Genomic DNA, 14,725 nt, shown 5'->3' on the forward strand with positions numbered 1-14,725 from the left:
AGATCAAGGGGTATCAGTCGGTGATTTTCTCTGGCGCCGGATGATATCTCGAGCCGGTTTTCCTGCAGCGTTCGGAGCAGAAGCGGATATGTTCCCAGTCGCGCGCCCATTTCCGTCGCCAGGTGAAATCCAGCCCACAGGCAAGGCAGGTTTTACGGGGCAGATCCGCCTTTTTGCGCATTTTTGCCATGGGAGACAAGCTCTTGCTGTTGACCGGCCGGGGAGGCATCCTATGATGATAGACCTAACCTTAATCACGAACGGATCAAGACCATGAAATCAGCAAAGGATTTTCTTGCCGAAGCCAATGCGGTCGTGCCCCGCATCTCCGGCGAGGAGGCGATGGGCCATTACGGCAAGGATGAATCTGTCTTTATCGATGTCCGGGACAGCCAGGATATCGCCAAGACAGGAACGATCAGGGGAGCGCTGCGTATCCCCCGCGGGTTCATCGAATTCGCCGCCGATGACACAACCCCCTTTCACCAGGAAGCGCTGAGCCGTGACAGGGAAATCTATCTTGTCTGTGCGGCTGGTGGCCAGGCGGCGCTCGCCGGCAAGACACTTGTCGATATGGGCTACAGCAAGGTGACGAATATCGGCGGTATCGGCGAGTGGAAAGAGGCCGGCGGCGCGATGGATGATGCCTGATGCATGTCGTTATCTTTGAATTCACGCCGCATGAAGGAGCTGCTACGGACCGGTATTTCGAACTTGCCGGAGACCTGAGATCGGAAATAGAAAAACAGCCCGGTTTCATCTCTGTTCAGCGATTTGAGCATGTGCAGGAAAAAGGGCGTTTCGTCAGCATTTCCACCTGGGAAAGCGAGGCGGCTATCCGTGACTGGAAAGCCAATCTCACCCACCAGAAGGCCCAGAACGAGGGCAAGACAACACTGTTCAAGGACTACCGGATCCGGGTTGCGGAAGTCATTCGGGACTATACCCTCAAGGATTAAAAAAAACGGAGTGGCCTTAAGGCCACTCCGAGGTAGGGGAGGTTATACCCGGGATATGTGATGCTTTCCCCCAAAGTCAATATGAGGGGCGTGAAAAAACACGCATCATGTTGAAAGGGAAAAGTTTTCCACCCCAGATCAACGGCCCTGCCGGCGTTGCTGCCCCTGGATCAATGCCCGTGCGCCGCAAGCCGGTCACGGAGCCGGTAATACTCCATCGCCAGCGGCAGAAACCAGGGATTGCCGCTGTAGAAGGGAAGTGTTCGCATCGGCAAGGTGCTGAAAGCAGTTTCGGCATCCTGACCGAGAATCATGAAGGCGGATTTCTGGCCGAGCCATCTTGCCCAGACCGTGCCGGACCCGCAGAAACCCGTTGGATAGATAATGCCATCATGAACGGCAAGTTTCGGGAGTTGATCAAAGGGAAAGGCGACAAAACCGGACCAGTAATGTTCAATCGCGGCATCAGCCAGTTCCGGGAAGATCGCGGCCAGCCCCTGATGAAGCCTGGCCTGGGCCTGATCATCTGCCCGGTGCATGCGCCGCCCGCCAAGCAGGATGCGGCTGCCATCGGGTGAAGGTCGGTAATAATGCCCGAGCGCCTTGTTCTCACCAAACATGTTCAGTTTCGGCATCAGTGCCCGGACCTGATTGGCGCCGAGGTGTTCGGTTGCAATCATCTCCGAGATCACCGGCACAAGCCGGCGCCTGAGCCAGGGCTGTGCCTTGTCGGTATAGGCGTTGGTGGCTGAGATCACATGCTCAGCCTCAACCTCTCCCTTGTCGGTGGCAAGGGTGAAGGTGGTGTGCTGGCGCCGGATGCTCTTGATGGCCGTCCCGGTGAAGATCCTGACCCCGGCCTCAAGGGCAATTCTGGCCATTTCATGGAGCAGTTTCGCGGGATGGATGCCGCCGATATCCGGGCGCAGGATGCCGCCCTTGTACTGGTGGGTTGATATATGCTCACCGAGATCATCGGGCTTGAGGTAGCGTGCCGCGATACCATGGCGCTCTTCAAACCGGTCACGATCCTTGCGGATGGAATCAGGGGAAAAACTGCCGCTCAACCCGACAACACGCCCCGAGAGCTGATAGGCGCAATCAAGCCCTTCTTCGGCAACAAAACGATTGAGATCAGCGCGCGCGGCGACGGCTTCATCCTCGAAGGCCTGGGCTTTCTCCGGGCCAAACCTGCGCTTGAGCTCATCAAAGGAATACCGGATATTGCCGCTGGTGATGCCGCCATTGCGGGTTGAGGCGCCCTCCCCGATCAACCCTTTTTCAAAAAGAACGACATGCCTGCCTGCCCGCGCCAGGGTAAGCGCCGCGGAAAGCCCGGCAAAACCTGCCCCGATCACGGCAATTTCGGCACGGGATTGCCATGGCGTCTCCGGCGCTGATCCTGGCGGCGCGTCCTGCCACCAGTAACAGCCAGCATTTTCGGTTTCGGGCATGGGGTGGGTGTTCAAAAACCTGATCTTTCTTGCGCGCTATTCAACTGAGTCCGTTCCGTCCCGGATGGAAAATCATGCCAGAAACTTAATGGTGCAGGCAAGAGATAACCCGCACCGCGATGGTGGCGGCGCGGGTGTCGATATCGCGTGGGGCGAATGGCCTCAATTCACCAGATGGGTGTTCAGGAAATCGGTGAAAGCCTGCCATGATTTTCGGTCAGCCACTTCCTGATACCGGGGCGAGCCAAACACCGTGAAGGCGTGGGGCGCGCCGGAATAGACCCCGATCTCATAGGTCAGGCCGGCGGCTTCCAGCTCTTCGGCAAGTGCCGCGACATCTGCCATGGGGATGGATGTATCCGCGCCGCCATGGGCGATCAGCAGAGGCGGGGTATCGGGGCTGTATGACTGCCCTTGAGGTGTCTTGAGCCCGCCATGGAAGGTCGCGAAGCCGGCAATGTTTTCGGCCTCCATGGACCGGGCAAGTTCCAGCACCGCCGCGCCGCCGAAACAATAGCCCATGATGACGGCTTTTCTGCCGGTCTCGCCACGGGCGGCGTCAAGACCGCCGAGGATGAGCTGCCTCATGCGGGCCCGGTCCTGATAGAGTCTGCCCGCCTCCGCTTTCTTGGCGGCGGTTTCCACGGGCCGGTTCCCGGCACCGTAGAGATCAACGGCAAATGCCTCATATCCCATGGCCGCCAGCATGTCCGCGCGGCGAATTTCGTAATCGGTCAGGCCGTCCCAGTCATGGATGACCAGCACAAGGCCTCTGGATGGTGTCGAGGGGGCGGCGTGATATCCTTCAAAGGTTTCATCGCCGATTTTATAGGACTTGGGTTCCCCTGCAAATGCGGCGGCCGAGAAAAGGCAGATGAAACCAAGGATGAGCAAGTTCTTCATGGGTGTTCTCCGGGGAATGTTTACGAGATAGAAATATCCTGTTTTGCCGCAAAGGCAATCCGTGGAGAAAATCTGTCTTTAAGACCGGTTTCAAAGAAGCAGCCCCGATATCGCCGGGGGCCGGGAAATATTGCTTCCGTCCTTTGTCAAGGGTTGCCGGGATTCGGCAAATTTTTCAAAAAAGGCTTTCGCAAATCGCTTCACCTGGGCATCGAATAGGAGAAGGTTGACGGCCAGAAGCGATTTCTCCGCATTGGGCAGAACCGTGTAGCCGGCGGCAAAGATCATCTCGCCATCATCCGATGCTTTAAGCAGTAAACTTTCCTGATTCCATTGATTGATAAATTTCACGGCGCCGTCACGGCTTTTGCCAATCGATGCTTCCATGGTGAAGAGGCAGAAAGTCCGGTTTTCCCAGACATAGAAAACATTGCCGGTTTTGTTGGTGATCGCCCAGTAATTGCTGCCCAGATATTCGGCGCTGAAATTGATATCGGCGCTGGCGTCTTCAAGACTGGGGCAGATCGGGGAGGCATTGGCCCTGTCGGCAATGGCGACCAGAGCCAGCCAGCCGAGAAGCACGGCCAGCATTCCCCAAGTTATTTTCATCAGATATATCATCAGACCCTCCTTCTATCCTCGTTGTTATGGAGGTCCAATGCGACCAGCTTATGGCTGAAATACGTTTAGGATATGTCACCGGGTGATCACGGGATGCGAAAAAAAATTGTCGGGTGACAATTCAAATTGACTTGTCTCAACTTATATAGGCAATAGATTAAGTTGATTAATAACGGATGCCCCGATGGGAATCGTTTTTCTGGCTGTTTTCTTGATGACAATGATAGTTCAGCATTTCCGCCACCGCATGCTGGCGCTTGCCCTGCTCATGGGGCTTGGCCTGATCCTGCCGGCCGCAGCACAGACCCAGCGTGATACCCTTGTCGAGGTTGATGTCGCGGCCATGGAACATATCGCGCCGACCAGCCGCATCTATGCGCGGATTGTCACCCATCCTCCTGCCGCGGTGCTGGCATCAGTGGATGCCGTGATGACCATGGCGGATCTCAAGATCGGGAAGTTCGTCAAGAAAGGTGAGCTGATCGCAACGCAGGATGATCGTGATCTTCGTCTCAAACTGGAGCTTTATCGTCTCAACCTCGATATGATCAGCCAGCGGATCGCCCAGTTAAATGATCAGATCAGGCAGGAAAGCAGGGTGCGCGATCTGCTCGAAAAACAGGTGACGCTGCTGATGGGGCGGGCGGAACGGCTCAGCCAGCTCATGAGCAATCAGGTGATCAAGAGAGATCAGTTCGAGGCGGTTGAAATCCAGCTCCTCACGGCCCAAAGGCAATATGCCGAAAGCACGGGCCGGATCATGAAACTGGAAACAGATCTCAGCCTCGAGCAGATCAAGCGTCGGCAGACCGAGGTTGAGAAGGATGAAATCAGCGCAGATCTCAAGGAAACAGAAATCCGCGCCCCGGTGGCAGGCCAGCTGATCGAAGTGCCGGCATCCCGCCAGCGGTTCATGCGGGAAGGCGACGTGCTGGCCCGGATCCTGAGCGGCGATGATTACGAAATCGAAGCGGATATTCCTGTCGGGGTTCTCGCGTATCTCAGGGGGCGTGAGAATATTGCCGGCATGGACGCCGAAGGCCAGCCGGTCACCACCCGTTTCCGGGTTGAACTGCCGGAAGAAAACCAGAAAACGGCAACACGCCCGGTCCGTTTTGACATCACCTCCCCCCTGACTTCGGCCATGATGGCGGATGGTGCCCGGCTTCAGCTGGATATCCCGAAGGGATCACCGCGCCCCGCCATCACGGTGCCGGTGGATGCGATCATCTCCGATCAGGGTCAGGCGATTGTATTCGTGGCACAAGAAGGTGTGGCCAGCCGAAGGATTGTGCAGCTTGGTACGGCAACCGGTGCCCGGGTTGAAATCAGCGGCGGGCTTGCCGAAGGTGAGGCGGTCATCGTCAAGGGCAACGAGAACCTTCGCAATGGCGCCAAGATCAAGATCGTGAACGGCAAGTGAAACCTGATCCATCATGCAGCGACTGATCCAGTTTTCGATCCATAACCTGACGGCGGTCATCGCCCTGATGATCTTCATTCTGCTGTTCGGGCTGGTGGCGCTGTTCAATGTGCCGATCCAGATGAGCCCTGATATCGAAAAGCCCATCCTGCAGGTGCGTGTCGCCTGGCCCGGGGCTTCGCCCCAGGATGTGGATCGGGAAATCATCACCCGTCTTGAACGTGATCTTTCATCGCTCAACGGGGTGGAAAAGGCGGAGGCACGTTCCTTTGCCGGTCAGGCCAGGTTGTCGCTGACCTATGCTGTTACGCAGGATATGGACAAGGCGCTGACCACCCTGCTTTCGGAGCTTTCAAGCATCAGCGATCTTCCCGGTGAAGCAAAGCAGCCCACCGTGCGGACCTCGAATTCGGATGACAGCCCGATCGCGAGGGTTGCCCTTACCGCGCCCGGGAACGAACAGGGTGAGGCCGCCAAAGTCGATCTTGAAAACCTTGGCCGATTTCTCCAGACCAGCGTCATCGAGCCGCTGGTCCGGGTGCCGGGGATTGCCGAGGTCAGCACATTCGGCGGTGGCGACAAAGTCATGCGCATCACCGTTGATCTGGCCAAACTTGAAATCTATCGCCTTGATATGGCGGCGGTGCTCAACGCCCTGAGGCTGGCCACGGCCCAGCGATCGGTCGGGGATATCGAAGTCGGCAAGCGCAGCTACGCGATCCGGGTGGAAACGGAGAGTTTCACCCCCGAAATTGCCCGTGAAGTCATCATCCGCACCGGCCTTCAGAGCGATGGCGCAACAGAACCGGTGCGGCTTTCGGATATTGCCCGTATCGATATCGTGGGCGAGAAGCGTACCAGTTTCCGGCGGCTCAACGGCGATGATGCGGTGATCATCAATATCATCCGCGAGCAGGGCACAAACGTGGTCAAGACCATGGAGTTGCTGAAAGAGGTTATCGGCGAGATCAACAGGGATGTGCTGGAAGACCGGGGCATGCGCCTGAAACTTGTCTATGATGAGACGGTCTATATTTCCTCGGCCATTTCGCTTGTGCAGCAGAATATCTTTTTCGGCGGCTTTCTGGCCCTTGTGATCCTGCTCTTGTTTCTGCGGTCGGTAATGCCGACGGTGGTTATATTTCTTGCCATCCCGATATCGGTGATCGGCACGTTTGTCGCCATTTCCGGGCTTGGCTTGTCGATCAACGTGATCTCGCTTGCCGGGCTTGCCTTCGCGGTCGGCATGGTGGTTGATGCATCGATTGTCAGCCTTGAGAATATTTACCGGCTGCGGCAGGGCGGGATTGAGGCAAGGACAGCGGCGTATAACGGTGCCCGCCAGGTCTGGGCACCTATCCTTGGATCGGCCCTGACCACCGTGATCGTGTTTCTGCCCGTGGTGATCCTTAAAATTCCCGTGGGCCAGCTTTTCCGTGACATTGGCATTGCCATTTCGATCTCGGTACTGATTTCGGTGCTGATCTCGGTGACGATCATCCCGTCGATTGCGGCTGTTCTGCTGAACCGGCGGGAATATTCCACCAGCCCGTCATGGCGGTTGCCGATCATTGATGATATCGCCCGGGTGTTCCGGGCGATGGTGATTTTCTATGCGAGGAAAGTCACGGCATCGAGCCGCAGTGGCCTTCTGCTCTGCCTTGGTCTCCTGACCGGGGTATCCTTTGCGGCGGTGGCCCTGATGCCGCAACTCGATTACCTGCCGGATGGTAACGCCAATTTTGTTTTTGGCCGGATTTCCACGCCGCCGGGATATTCCATTACCGAAACACGCAAGATTGCACAGAAAATGGAAGATCATGCCCGCCCGCTCTGGCAGGATGATGTTGCCGCGGACGGACCGCCCAAGATTGACCGGTTTTTCTTTGTCGCCTATGGCGGCGGGGCTTTTGCCGGGGCCTCCACCGAAGATCCCGCACGAATCCTTGAGCTGCGCAAGGTGCTGACGGAACCGTTGCGCGGCATTCCGGGGGTTTCGGTCTTTGTGCAGCAGTCATCTCTTTTCGGCCGTTCTGTCGGCGGTTCCCGATCGATCGAGATCGACGTGATGGGCAATGGATTTGATACGATCCTGCCTGCTGTTGAACGCATCAATGCGGAACTGAGGAAAAAATTTCCCGGCAAGTCCGGCAACCAGATCCGGATCCGGCCGGGCCTTGATAACAATTCCACCCAGATCCGTATATCGCCGGACGTTCTGGCAATCTCGCAGGCGGGATTGAGTATTGCGGATTTCGCCAATGCGGTTGATGTCTTCAACGACGGGATTGTCATCGGCCAGGTGACGTATGACGGGGTGCTGATGGATCTGGATGTGACGGGAAGCAGCGTCGATACCATGACGTTCGAGCAGCTTGCCGAACTCCCCATCGTCACCCGCGAAGGTGAGATCCTCCGTCTTTCCAGTCTCGCGGAGATCAGTTTTGTCAATGCGCCGCAGGAGATCCGGCGGCTCGGCAGCCGGATGGTGATGACCATCATCCTTCGTCCCGAAGAAAGCCTGACTCTCGAAGACAGCATCCAGACCATCCAGAATGAGGTGCTGACCCCGCTTGCCGCTTCGTTCAGCGATGACCTCAGTATCGATGTCTCCGGCGCGGCAAGCGAGCTGAAAAACACCTGGGCGGCAATGCAGGCCAATGTGGCAACGGCACTGGTGGTGATCTATCTTCTGATGGCGGTTTTGCTGCGCAGTTTTGCCCTGCCCCTGATTATCCTGATGGTCGTGCCGGTGGCGGCGGCCGGCGGGCTGGCCGGGCTTGCCCTGCTTAACCTTTTTATCCGGCAGCCGCTTGATATGCTGACGATGCTGGGTTTCGTCATCCTCACCGGGGTGGTGGTCAACAACTCGATCCTGATGATCGAACAGACGGTGCTGCATATGCGAGAGGACGGGATGAGTATTGATGCGGCGATTGTCGAGGCAACGTCAAACCGGATCCGGCCGATCTTCATGTCGACGACAACCTCGCTTTTCGGGCTGTTGCCTCTGGTGATTTTCCCGGGTGCGGGATCCGAGCTCTACCGCGGGATCGGCGTGGTTGTTTTTGGCGGGCTGCTGCTTTCCACCTTCGCCACCCTGATCTTTATCCCGCCCATGCTTTCCGCGTTTCGAAAGTTTGTCTCCATGACCGTCGAAAGCGGCCGGTCCTGAGCATGAAATCACCCGCGCAGGAAGATTTTTTTACACAAAAAAGGAATATATCAATTTTATTTACTTTAGAATGAGTGTAAACTAAGCACATTCCTTTCACCGAAGAACTCTCTTCCATCATGGAGGCCGATATGAACGAACTTTCAAAATGCCCTGTTATGCATGGTGCGCTCACCAGCAACAAACAGACCGGCACATCCAACCAGGACTGGTGGCCCAACCAGCTCAATCTCAACATCCTTCGCCAGCATGACAGAAAGTCCAACCCCCTGGATGAAGGCTTTGACTATGCCGAGGCTTTCAAGAAACTGGACTTCAAGGCCCTGAAAAAGGACCTCCATGATCTGATGACCGATTCGCAGGACTGGTGGCCGGCGGATTACGGCCATTACGGACCGTTCTTCATCCGCATGACCTGGCATGCTGCCGGGACCTACCGGACCGGCGATGGCCGTGGCGGTGGCGGGACCGGGGCGCAGCGTTTCGCGCCGCTCAATTCCTGGCCGGATAACGGCAATCTTGATAAGGCCCGGCGCCTGCTCTGGCCGATCAAGCAGAAATACGGCAACAGCATTTCCTGGGCCGATCTGCTGATCCTGGCGGGGAATGTCGCCATCGAATCCATGGGCGGCAAGACCTTTGGCTTCGGGGGCGGCCGCGCCGATATCTGGCATCCGGAAGAGGATATCTATTGGGGTGTGGAAACCGACTGGCTTGGCGACAAGCGCTATGAAAGCACGCGCCAGTCGCTCGAAAATCCGCTTGCTGCCGTGCAGATGGGGCTGATCTATGTCAACCCGGAAGGCCCGAACGCCAACCCGGACCCGCTGCTGAGCGCGCAGGACATCCGCGAGACATTCGGCCGGATGGCGATGAATGATGAAGAAACCGTTGCTCTCGTGGCTGGCGGGCATACTTTCGGCAAGGCCCACGGTGCCGGCGATCCGGCCCATGTCGGCCCTGAACCCGAAGGTGCCGCAATCGAAGAGATGGGCTTTGGCTGGACCAGTTCCTACGCATCCGGCAAGGGACGCGACACCATCACCAGCGGGATCGAAGGCCCCTGGACGGCGAACCCGACCCGGTGGGACAACGGCTATTTCGATCTTCTTTTCAAATACGAATGGGCATTGACCAAGAGCCCGGCCGGGGCCCATATCTGGCATCCGGTCAATATCACCGAAGATGACATGGCACCTGAAGTCGATGATGCTTCGGTCAAGGTAACGCCGATGATGACCACCGCCGACATGGCCATGCGGATGGACCCGGACTACGAGAAGATCTCCCGCCGCTACCATGAGAATCCGGAAGAATTCGCCGATGCCTTCGCCCGTGCCTGGTTCAAGCTTCTGCACCGGGATATGGGGCCGAAATGCCGCTATCTCGGCCCGGAAGTTCCGGCGGAAGACCTCATCTGGCAGGACCCTGTTCCGGCTGGCAGCACCTCTTATGATGTTGATGCCGTCAAGGCAGCGATCAAGGCAAGCGGGCTGAGCGTCGGTGAGATGGTTGAAACCGCCTGGGCTTCGGCGTCGACTTTCCGCGGCTCGGACATGCGTGGCGGCGCCAATGGCGCGCGCATCCGCCTTGCTCCGCAGAAAGACTGGGAGGCCAACAAACCTGAACAGCTTGCCCGTGTTCTTGGTGTGCTCGAAGGCATTGCCAGCGAGCACGGCGCCAGCGTTGCCGACGTGATCGTCCTTGCCGGTGCGGTGGGGATCGAAAGCGCCGCCGATGTCAAGGTGCCGTTCCTGGCTGGCCGCGGTGATGCTTCGGCGGAGCAGACGGATGTCGATTCCTTCGCCGTGCTTGAGCCGATGGCCGATGGTTTCCGCAACTACCAGCAGAAAGCCTTCACCGTCAGCCCGGAAGAAATGCTGCTCGACAAGGCCCAGCTGCTTGGCCTGACCGCGGCCGAAATGACCGTGCTGGTCGGCGGGCTCCGGTCGCTCGGGATCAGCGCCGATGGCCATGGTGTCTGGGGCGAGAGCGGCAAGCTTTCGAATGCCTGGTTTGCCACCCTTCTTGACATGAATGTTGAATGGAAGCCAAAGGCCGACAACCTTTATGAGGCACGTGACCGCAAGACCGGTGAGGTGGTTCGCACCGCAACCCGTGTTGATCTTGTCTTCGGCTCGAACTCGCAGTTGCGGGCGATCGCCGAAGTCTATGCCCAGAATGACAACGCGGATAAATTCCTCCGCGACTTCGTTGCGGCATGGAACAAGGTGATGAACGCCGACCGGTTTGACGCCTAGATAAGCGTGCCGGAAAGAGAGGCCTGCCATCCGGCCTTTCCTCCAACGATTGGAAAAGAGACGCTTTCGAGCGTCTCTTTTTTGTTTTATGCTGGCCGGACAGGGTGTTTTAGTGAAGAACAGGGAAATGCCAGTGTCTTTTTTCAGGATCGAGTTTTCATGAACCAGCATCCCCTGCGCCAGACCCTTGCCGATGAGCTGCACACACGACCTTTCCATGATTTTGAGGGCTCGGGCAGATTTCTCCGTTTTATCTATCTTCACGATCGGGGGGAGGATGCAATCCTTGAACCTGTCAACCGGTGGCTTGAGGAGAAAGGCCGCAGCCCCATTCGGGAAAGCGAGAAATTCCGGCGTGAGATTTTTGACGCATTTACCCTCAGGGTTGAGCGGCATAGTGAATTTGTCACCATCGGCTTTGTCGTCACGAAGGAGAAATCAAGATCCGGGTTGCCGAAAGGGGCATTTGACCCTGCCGCTCATCCTGAACTGCCCCTTGATCTGATCGAGTCAATCGAGGCAGAAGTGTTTCATGCCATCTGGCTTGAAGTGGGGGCAAAGCCGCCCGCCGGGCTGACCCAGAGAAAAATCACCGATCTTCTTGACTGCCGAAGCGCGGCCTCAAGCCTGATCATGGATGGGATGGCGCAGGCGCATTTCAGTTTTGATATCGATGCGGAGGGATATTCCCGCGTCATGCTGTTCAACGCATCTATTGACGGCAACCGGATGGGGCGAATTGTCCAGCGGCTCGTTGAACTTGAAACCTACCGGATGCTGGCGCTGCTCGGGCTGCCGCTTGTCCGTGATTACAGCCCTGAACTCGGGCAGGTGGAAAAGGATCTGCAGCGACTGACCCATGCCATCAGCCAGCATATCTCCTCGGAAAAGGATGATGTGGGACGGCACCTGCCGGTGCTCTCCGGCCTGGCGGCACAGATCGAGAACCTTACCTCGGCAACATCTTTCAGGCTTTCGGCGACCAAGGCTTACCGTGATATCTTTCTCAGCAGGCTTGAAAGCATCAATGCCTCCCGCCTCGACGGGCATCAGGAAATTGACGGGTTTCTGGACCGCCGGATGATGCCGGCGATGCAGACCTGCGAAGCCTTCAGCACGCGGCTTGAAAGTCTTTCCAAACGTGTTGAACGCACCGGGGGGCTTCTGCAGACACATACCGAATTCATCATCCAGCATCAGAATACGAGTCTCTTGAAATCGATGAACAGCCGCGCATCCGCCCAGTTCCGGCTGCAGAAGACCGTCGAGGGACTTTCGGTCATTGCCGGGACATATTACGGGGTGGGGCTTGTTGGCATCATTGCGAAAATGCTGCCGCTGGAGAACTGGCATATCGGTCTTGACCTGATCAAGGCTGGCAGCACGCCCTTTGTGGCGCTGGCGATTTTCTGGATCATCCGCCGGGGCAGCACAGCTCTTGGCAAGGGCAGCGCACCAACCGAAACCTGAAGGCGGCTGGCAGAAATCTTTCCGCCTTGCAAGTCGGTTCAGCATATTGTCAATTCACGAAAAAGTGATTGAATTCAATAGCATTAGACCTTTTGAATAGGTGCCGCAGATGATACTTTCACCCACAATATGGATGGGTTGACGCATTCATTTTTCGGCGGGAATTCCCTCGGCGATGGGAGGATCGGACTTTTCCGGCACCAGGGTGCGGGTGATGCGTCTCTGTGCCCTCAAGAAGAAGAGTTTGATTGAGGAGATGCCGATGATGTCCCATCTCGATACCTATCTTGAAACCGATGCGGAGAAGATGCGCATCCTGCCGGCGCTCAGGGCGATTATCCGTGACGCGCGGGACGCACTCGGCGAGTTGCCCCGCTGGGAGCGGGGATTTCATATCTTCTGGCTGCTCGGGCCGTTCATCCTTCTCATTGAGCGCACACCAGCCGATATCTGGCTCAGTCTTCTGGCGCTGACTTTCGTGATGCGCTCCATTATCAAACGCGAAGGCGACTGGCTGAAGCCGTTCTGGGTCAGGGCCGGGTTTCTTTTCTGGATCTGGTGCATCATCGCCGGCGCGATTTCCGATCATCCTGTCTATTCGATGGGGGAGGCCTTCATCTGGTTCCGCTTCCCTCTCTTTGCCATGGCCACCGCCTTCTGGCTTGCGCGGGATAAGCGGCTTCTTTATGCGATGCTTCTTTCCACCGCGCTGGGGCTGGTTGCGATGTGCGGGATCCTGACGGCGGAAATCATTATTGTCGGCCAGCAGGGGGGCAGGCTCTCCTGGCCTTACGGCGATCTGGTGCCGGGGAATTACGTTGCCAAGGTTGGGCTTCCGGCCTTCACGATCATGGTGGCGCTGGCGGTCTCGGTGAGGGGCCGCATTGCGGCACTGTCGGGCATTATCGCGCTCTTTACGATGGTGATCTCGGTGATGACGGGTGAGCGGATCAATTTCCTGATCCGTGCCTGCGGCGGGATGCTGGCGGGGCTTGTGTGGAAGCCTAAGTGGGGGCGGTACCTCGGGCTTGTAGTTGCTGAGGTGCTGGCGGTGCTGGCGGTTTTTTCTGCCCTGCCGGAAATGGCGAGAAGATACACCGATGAATTTATTCAAGGCGCGACGGATTTTGAGACCAGCGGCTGGATACATGCGATAAACGGCGGCTTGGTGATCGCCCAGGATAATTCGGTTGCCGGTATTGGAACTGGTAATTTCAGGACTGTTGCGCCTGAAGCCCTCAAGGATGTGCCCTATACCCTGATCCAGCCCCATCCGCATAATTATTATGTGCAGATCCTCGCAGAGACAGGTATCATCGGTCTTGTTCTGGGCACGGTATTCCTCTGGTCCATCATCTGGACGTGCTTCCGGGCAAGTTTCAGGAACCGCGCCAATGTATTTGTTGCGACCGCATGGGTTATCCCTTTCGGGCTCTTCTGGCCCATCGCCACCAGCGCCGATTTCTTTGGCCAGTGGAACAACATCTTCATGTGGAGCGCGGTTGCACTTGCGGTGGCGGGATCGAAGCTGCCGCGGACGAAATAGCGGTGCAGGTCCCCGGCACCATCACCGGTAAAACTTCCATCCACCCATGGAAAACCGCCGCCATCATCCTGACCAGAGATGAAGAGCTGCATATCGAAAGAGCGATCCGGTCAGTTGAGGGCAGGGTTGATGTAATCTATGTCATCGACAGCCTGTCCGTTGACCGGACGGTTGCCATTGCACAAGCCTCGGGCGCGAAGGTGCTGGAACATGAATGGATATCCTACGCAGATCAGATGAACTGGGCCATTGCGCAACTGCCGGATGATATTGAATGGGTGCTGCGGCTTGATGCGGATGAGTATCTTTCAGGCGAGGTCGATTTCAAGGCGGAACGGGCGCGTCTTCTCGATGAGAACAGTGACATTCAGGGTATCCTGTGCCGCCGCTCAATGGTGTTCACGGGGACGCTCCTCAGATTTGGCGGCATGTATAAAAAACCTGTACTCAGGCTTTTCAGGAAGAACAATGCTATCTGTGATGCGCGTCTGGTGGACGAACATATCCATGTTGATGGTCCCGTGGCCAAAGCGAATATCCATATCATTGACGATAACCTGAAAGGGATCAGTTTCTGGATCGAGAAACACAACAGATACGCCGAACTTGAAGCGAGGCAGTATCTCAAAGAGCAAGCCTGCGTGCCAGCGCAAGCAACGGCCCCGGCCCGGGGGCACGCACCCTCTTTGCAGAAAAGAAAGCGCGGGCTTTATTATCGCCTGCCGCCGGCTTTCAGGCCATTTGCATATTTTTTCTATCGATATGTTCTGCTTGGGGGCTTTCTCGATGGATATGCCGGCTTCAGATATGGTTTTCTTCAGGCCTTCTGGTACCGGTTTCTTGTTGAGATCAGGATCCGCGAATACCGGTCAGAAAGACAGGATAAATAACCGCCACGCGAGTACATGGCCGG

At 56.9% G+C, this 14,725-nt stretch carries 14 protein-coding genes; 9 read left to right on the plus strand and 5 right to left on the minus strand.

Annotated elements, in window-relative coordinates; all coding sequences use genetic code 11:
• Positions 1–13: 13 nt before the first annotated feature.
• Entirely contained in the window at positions 14–190 is a 177-nt protein-coding gene (locus tag AB8880_12715) for a DUF2256 domain-containing protein (GenBank protein XDZ65764.1), read from the minus strand.
• Positions 191–273: 83 nt separating this feature from the next.
• Here AB8880_12715 and AB8880_12720 point away from each other — a divergent pair, with 83 nt between their 5' ends.
• On the plus strand, positions 274–651 hold the full coding sequence (locus AB8880_12720) for a rhodanese-like domain-containing protein (GenBank protein XDZ65765.1): 378 nt from the start codon (positions 274–276) through the stop codon (positions 649–651).
• Positions 651–959 (plus strand): antibiotic biosynthesis monooxygenase, encoded by a 309-nt coding sequence (locus AB8880_12725; protein XDZ65766.1) that lies wholly within the window; start codon positions 651–653, stop codon positions 957–959. The genes AB8880_12720 and AB8880_12725 overlap by 1 nt, the downstream gene beginning before the upstream one ends.
• A 170-nt stretch (positions 960–1,129) precedes the next feature.
• Here AB8880_12725 and AB8880_12730 read toward each other — a convergent pair whose 3' ends face one another.
• The 3 genes from AB8880_12730 to AB8880_12740 all read right to left on the minus strand — a co-directional run bounded on the left by AB8880_12730 (position 1,130) and on the right by AB8880_12740 (position 3,937).
• Entirely contained in the window at positions 1,130–2,413 is a 1,284-nt protein-coding gene (locus AB8880_12730; protein ID XDZ65767.1) for an NAD(P)/FAD-dependent oxidoreductase, read from the minus strand.
• Positions 2,414–2,575: 162 nt separating this feature from the next.
• Complete coding sequence (locus AB8880_12735; GenBank protein XDZ65768.1) at positions 2,576–3,316, minus strand: dienelactone hydrolase family protein; 741 nt, start codon at positions 3,314–3,316, stop codon at positions 2,576–2,578.
• A 90-nt stretch (positions 3,317–3,406) separates the two neighbouring features.
• Positions 3,407–3,937, minus strand: coding sequence for a hypothetical protein (locus AB8880_12740; protein XDZ65769.1), 531 nt, complete (start codon positions 3,935–3,937; stop codon positions 3,407–3,409).
• 214 nt (positions 3,938–4,151) lie between these two features.
• On the opposite strand from AB8880_12740, the gene AB8880_12745 reads away from it, so the two are divergent.
• The 4 genes from AB8880_12745 (at position 4,152) to AB8880_12760 (ending at position 12,266) form a co-directional block, all read left to right on the plus strand.
• Positions 4,152–5,360: an efflux RND transporter periplasmic adaptor subunit gene (locus AB8880_12745; GenBank protein XDZ65770.1), complete on the plus strand. Its 1,209-nt coding sequence runs from the start codon at positions 4,152–4,154 to the stop codon at positions 5,358–5,360.
• Positions 5,361–5,373: 13 nt separating this feature from the next.
• Positions 5,374–8,535, plus strand: a complete 3,162-nt coding sequence (locus AB8880_12750) for an efflux RND transporter permease subunit (protein ID XDZ65771.1) — start codon at positions 5,374–5,376, stop codon at positions 8,533–8,535.
• A 131-nt stretch (positions 8,536–8,666) separates the two neighbouring features.
• The gene (gene katG, locus AB8880_12755; protein XDZ65772.1) at positions 8,667–10,796 is read left to right on the plus strand and encodes a catalase/peroxidase HPI; all 2,130 of its coding nucleotides are present in this window, start codon (positions 8,667–8,669) and stop codon (positions 10,794–10,796) included.
• A 159-nt stretch (positions 10,797–10,955) separates the two neighbouring features.
• A complete protein-coding gene (locus AB8880_12760; GenBank protein XDZ65773.1) occupies positions 10,956–12,266 on the plus strand; it encodes a DUF3422 family protein in 1,311 nt (436 codons plus the stop codon).
• A 118-nt stretch (positions 12,267–12,384) separates the two neighbouring features.
• Here AB8880_12760 and AB8880_12765 read toward each other — a convergent pair whose 3' ends face one another.
• Complete coding sequence (locus AB8880_12765) at positions 12,385–12,855, minus strand: hypothetical protein (GenBank protein ID XDZ65774.1); 471 nt, start codon at positions 12,853–12,855, stop codon at positions 12,385–12,387.
• A 49-nt stretch (positions 12,856–12,904) separates the two neighbouring features.
• Here AB8880_12765 and AB8880_12770 point away from each other — a divergent pair, with 49 nt between their 5' ends.
• The 3 genes from AB8880_12770 to AB8880_12780 all read left to right on the plus strand — a co-directional run bounded on the left by AB8880_12770 (position 12,905) and on the right by AB8880_12780 (position 14,702).
• On the plus strand, positions 12,905–13,006 hold the full coding sequence (locus AB8880_12770) for a hypothetical protein (GenBank protein XDZ65775.1): 102 nt from the start codon (positions 12,905–12,907) through the stop codon (positions 13,004–13,006).
• A 194-nt stretch (positions 13,007–13,200) separates the two neighbouring features.
• On the plus strand, positions 13,201–13,812 hold the full coding sequence (locus AB8880_12775) for an O-antigen ligase family protein (GenBank protein ID XDZ67072.1): 612 nt from the start codon (positions 13,201–13,203) through the stop codon (positions 13,810–13,812).
• Between the two features lie 2 nt (positions 13,813–13,814).
• Positions 13,815–14,702 (plus strand): glycosyltransferase family 2 protein, encoded by an 888-nt coding sequence (locus AB8880_12780; GenBank protein XDZ67073.1) that lies wholly within the window; start codon positions 13,815–13,817, stop codon positions 14,700–14,702.
• Positions 14,703–14,725 lie beyond the last annotated feature (23 nt).

It is taken from the genome of Alphaproteobacteria bacterium LSUCC0684, from assembly GCA_041228335.1.
Classification (GTDB): domain Bacteria; phylum Pseudomonadota; class Alphaproteobacteria; order Puniceispirillales; family UBA1172.